The organism is Pseudoalteromonas sp. SR45-6, from assembly GCF_014163545.1.
Lineage (GTDB): Bacteria > Pseudomonadota > Gammaproteobacteria > Enterobacterales > Alteromonadaceae > Pseudoalteromonas > Pseudoalteromonas rhizosphaerae.
Genome location: NZ_JACJDM010000077.1, coordinates 1 through 16,415 on the forward strand (window position 1 = coordinate 1; position 16,415 = coordinate 16,415).

The following is a 16,415-nucleotide window of genomic DNA, read 5'->3' on the forward strand; positions in this document are numbered from 1 at the left end:
TCCGTGGAGGCCAGTAATGCGATTATCGAAGGCGAGTACACAGTCAATGTCAGTGTGACAGACTCCGCAGGCAATACCGGCACCGATAGCGAAACTGGGGTGATAGATACAACCGCGCCAAGCGTTACCATCGATGCACCGGCATTGACGAATGATAATACGCCAGTGGTGACAGGCACATCGGATCTAGCCAGCAGTGACATTGCGATTACCTTTACGGATGCTAATGGCAGCCATACCGTGACAGTGCAAACCAATGCCAGTGGTAATTGGAGTGCCGAGGCCACGCAACCGCTGGTTGATGGTGCATACACAGTGACTGCCAGTATCACCGACGATGCAGGCAATACAGCCAGCGCCAGTGACAACGGCGTGGTGGATACCATCGCCCCAGAACTGAGAATTATACCTTCCTTCTTACTTGGCAATTTAGTATCGCTATCAGGTGATTCAGACTTACCAGCGGGAAGCACCATCACTATCACGGAACATTTAGTGGGAGGGTTAATTGGTGCAAGTTATACGGCAACTACAGATACTGATGGTAATTGGCAATTACTTAACTTAACGGTGCCATTACTTGACCTTGCCTATGTTACTGCCAGCGCAACTGATGCAGCAGGAAATATTAGTACGGTCAGCACACTCGATTTTGATAACGTAGCACCTGATTTAACGGTCAGTGTTGACGCGTTGAGCAACGACACAACGCCAGTTATTTCAGGTGATACGGATATGGGTCAAGGCACTGTGATTAATTTGACAGTGGTTGATAGTGATAATGTCAGCCAAACATTTACCGCAGTGGTACAGGCTGATCAAACCTGGTCAGTATCTGTGCCGCAAGCTATTGCACAGGGAACCTATACCGTTACTGCCTCTGTGCGCGATGGGGTTGGTAATTTGACTACTGAGCAAACGACTGGAGTGATTGATAGTGTGGCGCCAAGTTTATTTATCGATAATTTAGCGCCAACAGCAAATACTGCCCCAACAATAACTGGCAGCAGTAATGAAATAGGCGGAGATGTATCGGTCACAATTGCAGGACAAACGTTGCAAGCGACAGTGGCAAGTAATGGCACTTGGCAAGTAACGCTACCAAGTGCATTGACTGATGGTGATTACACGGTTGATGTAACGATCACCGATGATGCAGGTAATCAACAAACGGCATCTGCGACACTGACCATAGATAGCACGACACCAGTGCTTACAATCACAGCCCTTGGAGTGGGCAACGATGCGACGCCAAAAATTTCTGGTACGTCAACAGAGCCGCAGGGAACTGAAGTGGCTATCGTGTTGGTTGATGCAAACGGTGACACTCAGCAATTTACAGCACTAGTGCAAGCCGATGGCAGTTATTCAGCAACTCCAACCGCTGATATTGCTGATGGTGACTACATTGTTACGGCTACTATTACTGATGCCGCTAACAATATAGGCACAGTTCAAGGTAATGGCACGGTTGATACATTAGATCCTAGTTTAACCTTGAACGGACTAGGCACATTTAATGATAGTACACCGATGATTTCAGGGAGTAGTGATGAAATAGGCGCCACGGTAACAGTGAATGTCAATGATGACTCAAACAGTTATCAACTAACTGCTGTTGTACAAGCAGATGGCAGCTGGTCAGTTCAAGTTATTGATGCATTAAACGATGGCGCAATTACTATTACGGCTAATGTGAGTGACACTGCTGGCAATCAAGCATCGGCTTCAAGTAACGCAACATTGGATACTAATGCGCCGACTATCTCGATTGCGAGTTTACAAGCAACGATGGATACAACACCAACTATCTCTGGTACCACCGATGCCAGAGATGGTACGAATGTAACGATTGAAATTATTGCCTCGGGCATTGTTGTGCAAACATTGACTACTCAAGCTTTGGCTGGGCAATGGACTATTGATGTCAGTAATGCACTTGTTGAAGGCAGCTATACTGTGAATGCAGTTGTCAGCGAGGACGGTTTAACTGGCTCGTCAAGTACTAGCCTAGCAATAGACTTAACCGCACCAACATTGGCTGTCAATTCGCCTAGTATTACAAATGATACAACACCATTAATTAGTGGCACATCAGATGCTGCGCAAGGCACTGTAGTTGAATTATTGATCACTGATAGTACTGGCACAGAGCAATCTGTGCAGGCAACAGTTAAAGCAAATGGTACATGGTCTGTAGCGCTTGGAAGTGCGCTTGCAGAAGGAAGTTATAGCATTGCTGCAACTATCACTGACATTGCTGGGAATAGCAATTTGGCTCAAACAACAGGTGAAATAGATTTAACTCCACCAACAGTGTTGATTGATCCATTAAGCAGCACCGCAGATAAAACCCCAATTGTTTCAGGGGGAGCTGTGGGGGCTGTTGCTGGCAACACCGTTGCTGTTACTTTTACTGACGCACAAGGGGCTAGTCATACCATCAATACAACACTCGCAGCAGATTTAACATGGCAAGTCGAAGCTTCCCAAGCACTTGCGGAAGGCGCTTACTCAGTCACTGCTGTGGTCACCGATACTGCGGGTAATGTAGGGCAACTAACCGCTAATGCTGTTATAGATAGTATTGACCCTGAGATCACAATTGATCAAAGTAGTTTGATATTAACACAAGACACAACGCCACTTATTAGTGGGACATCTGATGAAGCGAATGCCACTGTTGAGGTGACCTTTACTGACGCAAGTGGTACTGAACAGGTTGTAACAGTTACTACGGATGCTCAAGGTGATTGGCAAGCAGCTGCAAATACCGCGTTAGCTGAAGGTGTTTATTCCGTAAAAGCAACAATCACTGATATGGCGGGTAATCAAGGAGAAGACAGTAAAACGGGCGGTGAAGTCGATATTACACCACCTGCACTTACGATTGTCCCTTCTTTCCTTCTAGGCAGTTTGGTTTCCTTATCTGGCACATCAGATTTACCTGAAGGCAGTGTTGTTACCATTACAAACCATTTAGTGGGAGGCGCTGTTGGTTTACCTTACACTGCAACGGTTGATGCGAACGGTGATTGGAGCGTATTGAATTTATCGGTATCATTACTGACACTAGCTTACGTTGAAGCCTCGGCAACCGATGCGGCTGGCAATACCACGACTATTAGTACTTTGGATTTTGATAATACGGCGCCTGAACTAACGTTATCTACCCCTGCATTGACGATGGATAGCACCCCAACTATTAGCGGAACCACTGATTTAGGTGAGGGAGCGCAAGTAACATTGGTGGTAACTGGTCAAGGAGTTGCAACACAAACCTTTAGCGCGACAGTGCAAGCGAATGGCAGTTGGTCAGTTAATGTACCGCAAGACTTAGGTGATGGACAATATACGGTTCAAGCGAGTGTGCGCGATGGAGTCGGCAACCTAACTGAGCAGACGGCCAGTGGTGTAATTGATACTACCGCGCCAACACTCACTATAAATCCTTTATCAATTACCAGTGATGCGACTCCAACGATTAGCGGTACAAGTAATGAGTTAGGAGCAACGGTAACCGTAACCATTGATGGCCAAACACTAACAACTTTAGTAAATGGATCTGGCTTATGGCAAGTCACTACAACGACTCTTACTGATGGCGATTATAATATTAATGCGACTGTGAGTGACAGTGCAGGTAACAGTATCAATCAAACAGCGAACCTAAGTATAGATACAGAAGCACCAGAGTTAACTATAGCGCCATTATCATTATCTAATGATAGTACGCCAACCATAAGTGGTAATTCAAATGAGCCACAAGGAAGCACAGTTTCTATTACTGTGGTGGATAGTAATGGTAATACTCAAAATTTAATTGCTACTATAGATAGTAATGGTAATTGGCAAGCCACGGCAGCAGCTTTACCTGATGGCACATTCACAGCAACAGCGTCAGTGACAGATAGTGCGGCCCTGACTACAACAGCTTCAACAACAGCTGTGATCGATACCAGTGCGCCAACTATTTCGGTTGATTCTATAGGGACTATAAATGTAGCCACCCCTCAACTCAGTGGTTTAACTAATGAGCCTGCAGGTACGCAATTGAGCGTCACAGTTACCGATAATAATTCCAGTTATACTTATACGACGCAAGTACAAGCCGATGGCAGTTGGTCAATTAATGTTACAGATTCACTGGTTGACGGCACTATCACAGTCGCTGCAAGTATTACTGATTTAGCGGGTAATTCAACAACCTCAACGTCGGTAACTGGATTATTGAATACCAGTGCACCAAGCATTGCAATTGTTGCTCCTGCAGATACCAATGACACAACTCCCAATTTCAGTGGCAGTAGTGACGCTGTCGATGGCAGTGCAGTCGTTGTTACAGTAACGGATAGCGCGGCCCAGACACAAACTTATAATACAACAGTAGTCGATGGTTTGTGGATTGTCTTAGTTACTCAAGCTCTTAGCGAAGGTATTTATACTGTTACAGCGACAGTCACTGAAGCAGGGCTAACAGCAGATGCTAGTGTTAGCGGTTTAGTTGATATTACTGCACCGGTATTGACTATTAATGAGCCTGGTACTAGTGGCGATGCAACACCTGTAATATCGGGTAGCACTGATGCGGGAGTCGGTTCAATAGTTACCATAGTACTAGTTGATAGCTTAGGTACTACAGATACAGTTACTGCTATGGTACAAGCTGGGGGAGTATGGAGTGTTGCATCAAATCAAATACTGGCTGAAGGGAGTGTCGCAATTACCGCCTCGGTTAATGATAGTGCAGGTAATCAAGGTAGCAATACCGCGACACTAATATTAGATTTAACGGGTCCTGTTATTGCTATTGATGTAATCAGTGACACAAATGATTTAACACCTCAGATCACCGGCACAGTAACTGGTGCACCTGGAAATAGCCAAGTTACTGTATTGTTTACTGATGCGGCAGGTAACACGCAAACGGTTACAACCACAACTGCGAGTAACGGTAATTGGTTAATTGAACCAAATACAGCACTTGCAGCGGGTAGTTATACTGTGGATGTGACCGTGCAGGATGAATACGGTAATGCCACCACGGTACAAGAATCAGGTGTTATTGATACGGTTGCTCCGACTATTGCCATTACGAGTGGGCTGATATTAACCAATGATGCGACACCTGAAATCAGCGGCACATCGAGTGAAGCTGGGCGCACAGTCACGCTGATATTTGATAATGGTATAGCGCAAACATCAGTAACAACTACTACGCAAGGCGATGGTAGTTGGAGTATTTCACCAAACGATATTCTGCTTGATGGCAGTTATACCGTCAGTGCAACAGTGTCAGATATTGCTGGGAATACCACTGCTACCTCTGCGATGACAGGTCTTGAGATAGATACTATCCCGCCATCACTTACGAACATAGATACAAATAGTATATTGTTAGGCCTAGTTGTGACAGGTTTTGATGGTGAAACTGATGCTGAAGATGGAGCTATTGTAAGGCTTGATAATGCGCTGGCACTCGGGATCACCTTATTAAGTGATGGTGGGGCTGTTGTAAATAATGGCACATGGAATATCGGCATTGTTGATGTAAATTTGGCCGATTTACTTGGCGCAGGCTTAAGCGATGCTCGCTTTAGCATTACAGATTCAATCGGTAATATAAGAGTGGTTGATATTAATGGTCAGGACCTTGAGATAAATGGAGTGGATGTTAGTTCTGCAGGTGTTGAACCTAGCGCTGAATTCAGTGGCAGTGATAATAGTACTGAATTATTATCATCAAACGATGATAGTATTGATTTAAGTAAAATTAGCAGTGTTGCTCCGGTATCTGAATTAACACCACAACTGAGTCAATTAACAGTTGCAGATCTTCTTGCAGAGAGTGAACAAAATAACTTGCTCGCACTCGATCCTGTGAGTGAGAGTAATAGTCTGGTGTTTACAGCACAGCAGAAAGCTACTGCGGAGCCTGCTCTTGATGTGCAAAATCAATCAGAGGAAATGATTAAGAAATTAATCGAAAGCGGCAATAATCAAATTGATAGTTAATTATTGTTAAGCAAAAGATATAAGGCGCGGGTTGTCCCGCGCTTAATCACTTTCGAGATAATTTTAAATAGGGAAAGAAAAATAATAAAGGGAATTTTGTAAAACTAAAAGTAGGAGTCAAATTATGCTTTTAAGTTATGGACGATCTTACTGTTACCATGAACAACACTACCATCTTGGTCATATGTTGTAGAGGTTGGCACACCAATCAAAATGTCTTTTAATTGTTTTACTGTTAATTGTGCATGGTGGGCTGCATGAGCATTAACGTCATTCTTCTTTTTACATGACTCTAATAGCTTATGCACATCACTCGTTAAGCTTGTTACTTCGTCAGATTCAACGTCATTACCTGCAAATAAGGCTTTGAGTTCTTTATCTAACGTTTGAATTTGACTTAAAAAGGTAAGTTTTTGTTTCGCGATATCTTTAAGGCCCTCGCCACGACGGGAGGCTATAGCGGTTAATTCATCTTCTAAGATATCAGCAAGGGATGTTAAGCAATTTAGCTGCATAACAAGTTTAGAACTGATCAAACTGGTGTGATCAGCCATACACATCAAACTCAAATGCAGCGATATTTTTAGCTAGCTTTTCAGCATCGATTTGATATTTACCTTCAGTAATTGCTTTTTTTAGCTCAGCCACTTTGTTGCTATCAAAACCAGAAGATTGCTGTGCTTTATCTTGCAAAGATTTTAATTGTTGCGCTTGTGGCGTTAAGCTTACTGAGTCAGCAGTCGCTTTTGGCGTAGTTGCTTGCGCAGTATTAGCATTATTATTTTGTAAATCAATTTTTTGCTGTTTAGCATTGGTCAACACATTAGCCTGTTGCTGACCTTTATTTACTTGGCTTACCATGATTTTAACCTATACATTATCCAACACATGCCTTGTTATCGGCAACCATGTTAGAAACTTTAGCACAAATACGAAAATTTAAATAATTACCTGCACAGACTCAACACCATCAACGCGGGCATTTAAAACTTTCCCTGACTTTGCATTTTTAACCTTTACCTGCTCTCCTAAAGTACCATCTTCTAGGGCTAAACCGGAAGTTTTTATTTTCAATCCTCGAATTATTGCAAAAATAGTGACATTATCGCCTTTGCAGACCATACAGATTTGATTTAATGCAACAGGGTAACCACTGCGGATATTACGTTTGCTGCGGCTACCAATCAGCAGCTCTTGATTTTGTAAATACTGCGCTCTTACGAAATGTTTTGGTTTCATAATCAAACGTAAATGATGAGCTTCAATAACCTCCCCGCGACTTAAATTTTCAGTGGCTATAATCACAGGTGTGAGTTCAATCATACGTACATGAACATATTGACTCCAACCATTGAGGTCATCACATTTTATTTGTACGGTTATTTGGCGATTAAATGGCGGCTCAGTAGGAATATTAAATGCAAGGTCGCTGTTGCAGCCACGATCAGGTATCCGACTATCCAATGTTAGAGCATTGAGTTCCTTATCATCGGCGGTATTAGGGTCTAATTGATCATAGACATGGGATACAGCAAGTTCTTGCAATTGTTCTTTGCTATATGTTTGTGCATACAGTGGAGTAACTAGGCATAAGCTAGCAAGAAAATAAAAAACACTGTATCTTCGGCTTTTTTTTAACAAACTCATAATGTTTCGACTATGCTTATGGTTGAAAACAGGGTATAAATATTTAGCGTCAATAAACAGACGCTCCCGTGTAGTTATGTAGCTTTACAGAAAGAAAGCAATTATTGTTCCGTTCTTATTCGCTTTCTTCAGGAGATTGAAATGGCAGGCATTTTAGACTCAGTTAACCAACGTACTCAATTGGTTGGGCAAAACCGTCTTGAATTATTATTATTCAAGCTAAGAGGGCGGCAGCGCTTTGGTATTAATGTGTTTAAAGTGAGAGAAGTACTGCAATGCCCTCCTTTAACAAACATGCCGAAGTCGAATGCCTATGTAAGAGGTGTCGCACATATACGTGGGCAAACTATTTCTGTTATTGATTTATCAATGGCTGTAGGTGGCCCTGCGATCGAGAATATTAAAGATAGTTTTATTATCATTGCTGAATATAACCGCTCCGTACAAGGTTTTTTGGTTGGCGGCGTTGAGCGAATTGTAAATATGAATTGGGAAAAAATAATGCCGCCACCGTCTGGGGCTGGCAGATATTCGTATTTAACAGCAGTGACAGAAATTGAAAATGAGTTAGTCGAAATTCTTGATGTAGAAAAAATATTAAATGAAATTTGCCCGGTAAATACTGAAGTCAGTGCAGCAATAGCTAATGATGGTGAAATTCAAAAAGACTTAGGTGAGCGCATCGTATTTATTGCCGATGACTCTGCCGTTGCTCGTAATCAAGTCAAACGTGCTCTAGAGCCGTTAGGCGTGCAGACTGAGCTTGCTAAAAACGGGAAAGAAGCATTAATTCGCCTCCGGGAAATTGCTGCACTTGACTGTAAGCATGATATTACCGAGCGAGTTGGTTTATTGATCTCTGATGTTGAAATGCCAGAAATGGACGGTTATACCCTCACGGCTGAAATAAAAGCAGATCCAAAGTTAGCCCCATTACATGTTATTCTGCATACATCACTCAGTGGTGTGTTCAATCAAGCGATGATTGAAAAAGTGGGGGCTGATGACTTTATTGCTAAGTTCAATCCGGATGAGTTAGCTACAGCAGTGAAAAAATGGGTTCATTGTGACTAATTTGAAAAGGCGGTGTTACTTTGGAAAATAAGCATTTACAACAAAGTGAGTACGATCAGTTTCGTTCTTTTTTAGAGCAACAATGTGGCATTGTTTTGGGTGATAATAAGCTTTATTTAGTCAAAAGCAGGCTTGCTCCGCTAATGGTTCGTTTCAATGTTGAGTCATTGTCACAATTGGTCAGTAAAACACTGAGTCCGCATGAGCGGCAGTTACGTGCCGCAGTTGTTGATGCTATGACGACCAATGAAACTTTATGGTTTCGGGATCAATACCCGTTTGAACTATTACAAAGTAAGTTATTCCCAGAGCATAAAGAGTTGCGTCGACCGTTGAAAATTTGGTCAGCGGCAAGTTCCTCAGGACAAGAGCCATATTCTATTGCCATGTCGGTCGCTGAGTTTCAAGCTAAGCAGCCGGGTGTATTAAAAATGGGCGCGCAGATCATCGGCACCGATATTTCTAATACTATGTTAGATATGTGTAAACATGCAGAATATGACTCTCTTGCTTTAGCTAGAGGGCTGTCGGTAGAGCGCAGGAAGAAGTTCTTCAAAGATAGCGGCAATGGGATGGCGCAAGTTAACGACTCAATAAAAAAATTAGTGAGTTTTCGACACCTTAATTTATTAGATTCATACGCACTAATGGGCAAATTTGATATTATTTTTTGCCGTAATGTGCTGATTTATTTTGCACCTGAGGTGAAAGCCAAAATTATTGCTCAGTTTGCTCAAGCACTTAACCCTAAGGGGTATTTATTTTTAGGTGCTTCAGAGTCTATGTCAGGGTTAAGTAACGAGTTTGATATGGTACGCTGTAATCCTGGTATTATTTATCAAAAGAAATAACTTACCAGCGTAAATAACGCGCTAAAACGTAAGTAACTCAAATCTCATCGGTAGTAAAGCCGAATCTAGAATACGATAAAACGATGTGCCTCCACATCGTTTTTCTTTTTAAATCAAAAATTAAACACTTCATAAAATACTAATCTAGTTGGCTCACCTTTTGCATTAATCATCTTAAGTCAATTTTTTGGAGATGGTTATGGCTATCAGTTTTGATAAAGCATTTGGGGTTCATCCTCATGCAATGTTGATCCGTTCGCAACGTGCTGAGTTATTAGCAACCAATATCGCTAATGCTGATACGCCGGGCTATAAAGCGAAGGATATCGACTTTGCCTCAGCATTGAAAGCGGCAAAAAGCCACCAGCAAGGCGGCAATAACATGGTAACAACTAACCCGAATCACATTGCAGGTGGTAGTCGTTATATCGGTAATGGTGAAATGTTTCGTTCGCCAAATCAAGCAGATACAGGTGATGGTAACTCGGTTGATATACAAGTGGAACGAAACTTGTATACAAAGAACTCATTAGAGTATCAGGCAAGCCTGCAATTTATGAGTAGTAAAATTAAAGGCCTTAAAAAAGCCCTCGGTAGTCAAGGAGCCTAAGCATGAGTTTATATAACGTTTTTGATATTTCAGGTAGTGGTATGAGTGCGCAAAATGTGCGTTTGAACACCACCGCAAGTAATATTTCCAATGCCAATAGCATTAGCTCAAGCCAAGACAAAACTTACCGGGCGCGTCACCCTGTTTTTGCAGCTGAACTGATGAAAGCATCAGAATCAACTGGTAATACGCAGGGATCGTCTGTTGGCGTTAAAGTACTAGGCATTGTAGAGAGTAATAAACCACTGCAAATTGAATATAACCCAAATCACCCCAGTGCGGATGAAAATGGTTATATCTACAAACCTAACGTTAATGTCGTTGAAGAAATGGCTAATATGATTTCCGCCTCACGCTCTTATCAAACCAATGTGCAAGTTGCTGATGCAGCGAAGCAAATGTTAAGTAAAACACTGTTGCTTGGGCAGCGGTAATTGAGGGTTAGATTATGAGTAACGACATAAATACTGCATCATCAAGCTATATAGATTCGCTTCGTTGGCCGAGTAAACAAGAGGCTGACGAAAAGACTGGTGAAAAGAAAAGTGATGCATTAACGCAAGAGGATTTCTTTTCATTATTAACGCAGCAACTGTCGTTTCAAGATCCCAGTAAACCTGCGGACAACGACCAAATGATTGCACAAATGACGAACTTTACCATGGCAGAAGGTATCTCAAATTTAAATTCAAAGTTTGAGTCTTTGGCTGCTTCAATGACCTCTAATTCAGCGTTGCAAGCATCAACTCTGGTAGGCAAAAAAGCTTTAGTTGAATCAGATACATTAGATCTTAACAGCAGTGGTGATGTCTCGGGCATGATTGCTGTTGAAAGTCCCGTTAAAGATTTAAGGCTCAGTATTACAGATGCTTCCGGACAACTAGTGAGAGTAATTGAGTTAGGTGATAAACCTGCTGGTGGCTTACGTTTTAACTGGGATGGAAAAAATGAAGCCGGTGAGAGCCTTCCGCCAGGAGAATACAATATCAAAGCAGAGGGCAGCATGGGCGAAGAATTTACTAGTTTACCCATGGCCTCTTATAAAAATATTGATAGCGTCAATATTAATGGCGCTAACGGTATTATTATTAACACTAAAGAAGGGGCAGTTAAGCTGTCTGATGTCGCAGAAATTGCGTGATAAATTTTATTTATTTTTTAGCCTATTGGCTAAATTTTATAGGTTAGAGGTGAATTATGAGTTTTAATATTGCATTAACTGGCATTGCTGCCGCACAAAAAGATTTGGATGTTACTGCTAATAACATCGCTAATGTAAATACCTACGGTTTTAAAGAATCGAGAGCTGAGTTTGCCGATGTTTATTCATCATCAGTTTTTTCTTCGGGTAAAACTAAAAATGGTGATGGTGTACAAACAGCATCTGTAGCACAGCAGTTTCATCAAGGTTCAACATTAGGCACTAAAAATTCACTCGATCTTGCTATAGGAGGTGAAGGATACTTTGCTCTTAGCAATGAGTTAGGCTCACAAGATAAAACATTCACTCGTGCAGGGGCGTTTAAATTAGATAAAGATAACTTTATCGTTGACGCACAAGGTAATTACTTACAAGGCTTTCCTGTTGATGAAATTAGTGGAGATGCAACATCAGTAAGTTTAACCTCCTCTGGGGCGATTCAAATTCCTGATTCATCAGGTTCCCCGCGGGCTACCTCAAGTGTATATTCGTCATTTCGATTGGATTCGACCAAAGATACACCGACTATTACACCATTTGATCCAACTCAATCAGGGTCATATACTCACTCTACCTCAACCAATGTTTATGATTCGCTAGGTGAGCCGCATACTATGCAATTGTTTTTTGTGAAAACGGATGCAGCTGTTACAGGTAATGCTAATGAGTGGCAAACCTATGCCACGTTAGACGGTCAAGCATTCAACCCAGATGGAAGCTCGCAAGGCGCTACTGGACCATTTAATCCAATTTCAACATTTCAGTTTGATGCGAACGGCTTACCACTTAACACCAATGGTACCGCAAATACAGGCAATACATTTAACCCTGTTGTGTTAGATAGCACTAATTTGACAGGGTTTTTAAGCAATGGTGCTAGCTTTCCTAATAATGTAACTATCAACTGGCGTGATGAAGCAGGTACCTCTGCAAAAATCCCGACCCAGCATGCAGGCAAGTTTGAAAATAAAGTATTATCTCAAGATGGTGCTGCTGTGGGACGGTTGGCAAATATAGACATTGGTGTTGATGGAAAAATTGTTGCTTCTTATAGTAATGGTGACTCTAACTACCTAGGTCAAGTTGCGTTAGTCCGTTTTCCCAATTCACAGGGGTTACAACAAGTAGGCAATACGTCATGGAAGAAAAGTTTAACTTCAGGTGACCCTGTAGCGGGTGAAGCAAATTCAGGCGCATTTGGTAAGATTAGCTCATCAGCATTAGAGCAATCAAACGTGAACTTAACCAATGAGCTTGTTGATTTGATCAGCGCACAGCGTAACTTCCAAGCTAACTCGCGTGCACTCGAAGTGAATTCAACACTACAGCAAGCTATTTTGCAGATCCGTTAATCTCGTTTTAATATTTTTTACAATCCGACACCTAGGCTGCTATTTATTAGCAGCCTTTTTTATTTGTGCTTGATTATATTTTGTAATTTATTACGTCATTTTATTGTGGCACTTATCTTGCATTTGTCATGTTATAGATTTTTAACGTGAGTCGATGTTATGGACAAGATGGTCTACATTGCAGCGTCTGGAGCTAAGCAAAGTTTGCGGGGCCTAGAGCTTAAAGCAAATAATTTAGCAAATGCCAATACCACAGGCTTTAAAGCTGACTTCGCGCAAGCGCGCTCAATGCAAGCTTTTGGTGAAGGCTTACCGACACGTGTTTTTACTATGCAGGAACGGCCAGGCTCTAATATGACTTCCGGCGGTATTGTTGAAACTGGACGTGATCTTGATATTGCTATGAGCGATAAAGGGTGGCTTACAGTGCAAGATGCTTCAGGGAATGAGGCATATACTAAAGTTGGCACGTTGAATATCACCCCTGATGGCGCTTTGATCACCAGTCACGGGCGTCAAGTTATTGGCGAAGGTGGACCGATTATTTTGCCATTGCCAGTGGAGAAAGTCGAATTTAGTGACGATGGTTCAATCCAAGTTCGCCCGCAAGGTGCGCCGGCTAACTTTTTAGAAGTTGTTGACCGTTTGAAGGTAATTAAGGCAAATAATTCTGAGCTTGAAAAAGGCAATGATGGCTTATTTCGACCAAAACCCGAGTTACTGGAAAATGGTATATGTGGATTTTGTGACATCTCTAATGATGTGAAAGTAATGAGTGGCACTTTGGAAATGTCAAATGTGAATCCGGTACATGAGATGGTGGATATGATAAGCCATCAACGCCAATTTGAATTACAAGTTAAGTTAATGAAAACGGCTGAAGAAATTGACGAACGTCAAACTCAATTGCTGCGTATTGTTTAACTTTATTGAGAGGACATTAATATGAATCCTGCATTGTGGATAAGTAAAACGGGGCTTGATGCTCAACAAACCGATATTTCGGTTATCTCAAATAATTTAGCCAATGCCAGTACTGTTGGTTATAAGAAAAGTCGTGCTGTATTTGAAGATTTGCTTTATCAAAATATTAATCAGCCAGGGGGGCGTTCATCACAAGATACAGAGATGCCTTCTGGTCTGATGCTTGGTGCTGGTACCAAAGTAGTTGCTAATCAGAAGAACTTTTCTCAAGGTAACATGTTAACCACTGAAAACTCATTGGATTGGATGATATCAGGGCCAGGTTTTTTTGAAGTTTTACAGCCCGATGGCAATATCGCCTATTCTCGAAATGGTCAATTTACCACGGATGAGGATGGTCGTATTGTTACTGCTGGTGCAGGTTTTCCTGTGCAGCCAGAAATGAATGTACCTGATGATGCGAAGTCAATTACCGTATCACAAGATGGTGAGGTGTCTGTGAAAATAGAAGGACAACCTGAGAATGTGGTGATTGGTCAGTTAACGATCAGTGACTTTATCAATCCATCAGGTCTAGAGCCTGTAGGCCAAAATTTATATACCGAAACGGCCGTCAGTGGCGCACCTGTACAAGGTAACCCTGGTCTAGAAGGATTAGGCACTGTTGTCCAAGGCGCACTTGAAACCTCTAACGTAAATGTAACCGAAGAGTTAGTTAACCTAATTGAAACTCAACGTATCTATGAAATGAATTCAAAGGTGATTTCAGCGGTTGACGAAATGATGAGTTACATCAGTCAGCAACTTTAACTAATTCGGAGCAAAGTTATGCGTAATTTATCTATAGTCTTAACGGGTGCATTTATATTGAGTGGTTGTATGACGACTCAAAACCACAGCGTGGTTCAAGATGATCCATACTATGCTCCTATGTACCCAGAGCCTGCTGCAGAGCAAGTTGTGCCGACAGGCTCATTGTTTGATAGCAATTTATCAAACGATTTATATTCAGATAAAAAAGCGTTACGCACCGGAGATATTATTACAGTTAAACTGCAAGAATCGACGCAATCATCTAAAGCAGCTAAAACTGAAACGGATAAACAAAGTGATGCCAGCTTAGATCCTGTCATTGGATTAGGCGGACTACCGGTTAATATTGGTGGCGATAGTATTCAGTTTGGTGTGGGCAGCGGTGCTAAATTCAAAGGTGATACTAAGTCAAATCAATCTAATAGTTTATTTGGTGATATTTCCGTAAATGTTATGCGGGTATTACCTAATGGTAATTTAGTGATCCGTGGTGAAAAATGGCTGACTTTAAACTCCGGCGAAGAATTTATTCGTTTGGAAGGTCTTGTTCGCCCGCAAGATGTTACTGCAGATAATACTGTGACCTCTAACAGAATCGCAAATGCGCGTATTCAGTATTCTGGTAAAGGGCAAATGCAAGAGACTCAAACGGCAGGATGGTTAACTCGATTCTTCACTAGCTCTCTGTTCCCTTTTTAAAGGATGTTGATATGAATAGCTTGAAAGCGTTGCTGTGTATATGTTTATTAGCTTGGCATTCTATTGCTAGCGCTGAACGTATCAAGGATGTCTCAATGGTTGAAGGTGTTCGCTCAAACCAGTTAGTTGGTTATGGTCTGGTAGTAGGTTTACCTGGCACCGGTGAGCAAAGTCGTTTTACTGAACAAAGTTTTAAAGCCATGCTAAATAGTTTTGGTATTACCATGGCATCGAATTTAAAACCCAAAATCAAAAATGTAGCAGCGGTTGCTGTGCATGCAGAATTACCTGCATTTAGAAAGCCAGGGCAGACAATCGATATTACTGTATCGTCAATTGGTAGTGCGGGTAGCTTACGTGGTGGAACATTACTACAAACCTTTTTGAAAGGGGTTGATGGAAATACTTATGCTATCGCGCAAGGTAGTCTAATTGTTGGCGGGTTAGGTGTCGAAGGAGCTGATGGTAGTAAGATCGTAATGAACACGCCCACGGTAGGACGTATTCCAAATGGCGCAACGGTTGAACGGGCAATTAAAAGTCCTTTTATGCAAGGTGATTACATAACTTTTAATTTAAATCGTCCTGATTTCACTACTGCTAAACGTTTGGAGCAAACCATTAATGAGCTTATCGGCCCAGACAGTGCACATGCCCTTGATGCCGCTTCAATTCGTGTTATTGCCCCGCGTGATGCGTCGCAGCGTGTTGCTTATTTGTCTACGCTTGAAAACTTAGAGTTTAAACCTGCCGATACTTCGGCAAAAATTATTGTAAATTCACGCACTGGCACCATAGTGATCGGCAAAAACGTGCGGTTACAAGCGGCGGCAATTACCCATGGTGGTCTTACCGTTACGATCGCAGAACAGCAAAATGTATCGCAGCCTAACGCATTAAGTGAAGGGGAAACTGCCGTTACTAATCAAAGTATTATTGATGTTAACGAAGATGATTCTCGGGCCTTTGTATTTAACCCCGGTGTTAGCCTTGACGATTTAGTGCGCGCAATTAACGAAGTTGGAGCAGCGCCTGGTGACTTAATGGCGATACTAGAAGCATTAAAAGAAGCGGGTGCCATTAGCGGTCAACTCGTGGTTATTTAAACCATATTGACCCCCTAAGTTTGCGTTAACTTGCATTTAGGGGGCCTTGACTTGCATAATTAATCAACGCTTTTATACTTTCGCAAACTCGCAAACTCGCAAACTCGCAAACTCGCAAACTCG

The 16,415-nt window shown here is 41.9% G+C and carries 14 protein-coding genes; 11 read left to right on the forward strand and 3 right to left on the reverse strand.

The genetic code is table 11. The annotated features are described in order from the left end of the window. Positions 1-54: 54 nt before the first annotated feature. Positions 55-6,015 carry an Ig-like domain-containing protein gene (locus tag H5158_RS20800; RefSeq protein ID WP_310736710.1) on the forward strand — a complete coding sequence of 1,987 codons (5,961 nt, stop codon included), beginning with the start codon at positions 55-57 and terminating at the stop codon, positions 6,013-6,015. 122 nt (positions 6,016-6,137) lie between these two features. On the opposite strand, the gene flgN is transcribed toward H5158_RS20800, so the two are convergent. The 3 genes from flgN to flgA form a co-directional block, all read right to left on the reverse strand. After that, positions 6,138-6,569 carry a flagellar protein FlgN gene (flgN, locus tag H5158_RS20805; RefSeq protein ID WP_182718217.1) on the reverse strand — a complete coding sequence of 144 codons (432 nt, stop codon included), beginning with the start codon at positions 6,567-6,569 and terminating at the stop codon, positions 6,138-6,140. Continuing rightward, complete coding sequence (gene flgM / locus H5158_RS20810) at positions 6,562-6,876, reverse strand: flagellar biosynthesis anti-sigma factor FlgM (protein WP_149981594.1); 315 nt, start codon at positions 6,874-6,876, stop codon at positions 6,562-6,564. Before flgM ends, flgN begins: the two co-directional genes overlap by 8 nt. 78 nt (positions 6,877-6,954) lie before the next feature. Then, positions 6,955-7,662, reverse strand: a complete 708-nt coding sequence (gene flgA / locus H5158_RS20815) for a flagellar basal body P-ring formation chaperone FlgA (protein ID WP_182718216.1) — start codon at positions 7,660-7,662, stop codon at positions 6,955-6,957. A 141-nt stretch (positions 7,663-7,803) separates the two neighbouring features. On the opposite strand from flgA, the gene H5158_RS20820 reads away from it, so the two are divergent. From H5158_RS20820 to H5158_RS20865, 10 genes are all read left to right on the forward strand, one after another. After that, positions 7,804-8,736 (forward strand): chemotaxis protein, encoded by a 933-nt coding sequence (locus H5158_RS20820; RefSeq protein WP_149981591.1) that lies wholly within the window; start codon positions 7,804-7,806, stop codon positions 8,734-8,736. Positions 8,737-8,756: 20 nt separating this feature from the next. Beyond that, positions 8,757-9,587 (forward strand): protein-glutamate O-methyltransferase CheR, encoded by an 831-nt coding sequence (locus tag H5158_RS20825; RefSeq protein ID WP_149981589.1) that lies wholly within the window; start codon positions 8,757-8,759, stop codon positions 9,585-9,587. Between the two features lie 199 nt (positions 9,588-9,786). After that, the gene (gene flgB, locus H5158_RS20830) at positions 9,787-10,197 is read left to right on the forward strand and encodes a flagellar basal body rod protein FlgB (RefSeq protein WP_182740802.1); all 411 of its coding nucleotides are present in this window, start codon (positions 9,787-9,789) and stop codon (positions 10,195-10,197) included. Between the two features lie 2 nt (positions 10,198-10,199). Next, complete coding sequence (flgC, locus tag H5158_RS20835) at positions 10,200-10,631, forward strand: flagellar basal body rod protein FlgC (RefSeq protein ID WP_149981585.1); 432 nt, start codon at positions 10,200-10,202, stop codon at positions 10,629-10,631. A 14-nt stretch (positions 10,632-10,645) separates the two neighbouring features. Continuing rightward, entirely contained in the window at positions 10,646-11,338 is a 693-nt protein-coding gene (locus H5158_RS20840; RefSeq protein ID WP_182718215.1) for a flagellar hook assembly protein FlgD, read from the forward strand. 56 nt (positions 11,339-11,394) lie between these two features. Further along, on the forward strand, positions 11,395-12,750 hold the full coding sequence (flgE, locus tag H5158_RS20845; protein ID WP_182740803.1) for a flagellar hook protein FlgE: 1,356 nt from the start codon (positions 11,395-11,397) through the stop codon (positions 12,748-12,750). Positions 12,751-12,909: 159 nt separating this feature from the next. Continuing rightward, positions 12,910-13,674, forward strand: a complete 765-nt coding sequence (locus H5158_RS20850; RefSeq protein WP_182718213.1) for a flagellar basal body rod protein FlgF — start codon at positions 12,910-12,912, stop codon at positions 13,672-13,674. A 21-nt stretch (positions 13,675-13,695) separates the two neighbouring features. Further along, positions 13,696-14,484, forward strand: coding sequence for a flagellar basal-body rod protein FlgG (flgG, locus tag H5158_RS20855; RefSeq protein WP_149981578.1), 789 nt, complete (start codon positions 13,696-13,698; stop codon positions 14,482-14,484). 18 nt (positions 14,485-14,502) lie between these two features. Further along, positions 14,503-15,186 (forward strand): flagellar basal body L-ring protein FlgH, encoded by a 684-nt coding sequence (gene flgH / locus H5158_RS20860; protein ID WP_182740804.1) that lies wholly within the window; start codon positions 14,503-14,505, stop codon positions 15,184-15,186. 11 nt (positions 15,187-15,197) lie between these two features. Then, positions 15,198-16,292, forward strand: coding sequence for a flagellar basal body P-ring protein FlgI (locus H5158_RS20865; protein ID WP_149981574.1), 1,095 nt, complete (start codon positions 15,198-15,200; stop codon positions 16,290-16,292). The last annotated feature ends 123 nt before the right edge of the window (positions 16,293-16,415 follow it).

Excerpts from the sequence above, each read along its gene's own strand:
- flgN (WP_182718217.1), bottom strand. The coding sequence starts at position 6,569 with ATGGCTGATCACACCAGTTTGATCAGTTCTAAACTTGTTATGCAGCTA.
- flgM (WP_149981594.1), bottom strand. The coding sequence starts at position 6,876 with ATGGTAAGCCAAGTAAATAAAGGTCAGCAACAGGCTAATGTGTTGACC.
- flgA (WP_182718216.1), bottom strand. The coding sequence starts at position 7,662 with ATGAGTTTGTTAAAAAAAAGCCGAAGATACAGTGTTTTTTATTTTCTT.
- H5158_RS20820 (WP_149981591.1), top strand. The coding sequence starts at position 7,804 with ATGGCAGGCATTTTAGACTCAGTTAACCAACGTACTCAATTGGTTGGG.
- flgB (WP_182740802.1), top strand. The coding sequence starts at position 9,787 with ATGGCTATCAGTTTTGATAAAGCATTTGGGGTTCATCCTCATGCAATG.
- flgC (WP_149981585.1), top strand. The coding sequence starts at position 10,200 with ATGAGTTTATATAACGTTTTTGATATTTCAGGTAGTGGTATGAGTGCG.
- H5158_RS20840 (WP_182718215.1), top strand. The coding sequence starts at position 10,646 with ATGAGTAACGACATAAATACTGCATCATCAAGCTATATAGATTCGCTT.
- flgE (WP_182740803.1), top strand. The coding sequence starts at position 11,395 with ATGAGTTTTAATATTGCATTAACTGGCATTGCTGCCGCACAAAAAGAT.
- H5158_RS20850 (WP_182718213.1), top strand. The coding sequence starts at position 12,910 with ATGGACAAGATGGTCTACATTGCAGCGTCTGGAGCTAAGCAAAGTTTG.
- flgG (WP_149981578.1), top strand. The coding sequence starts at position 13,696 with ATGAATCCTGCATTGTGGATAAGTAAAACGGGGCTTGATGCTCAACAA.
- flgH (WP_182740804.1), top strand. The coding sequence starts at position 14,503 with ATGCGTAATTTATCTATAGTCTTAACGGGTGCATTTATATTGAGTGGT.
- H5158_RS20865 (WP_149981574.1), top strand. The coding sequence starts at position 15,198 with ATGAATAGCTTGAAAGCGTTGCTGTGTATATGTTTATTAGCTTGGCAT.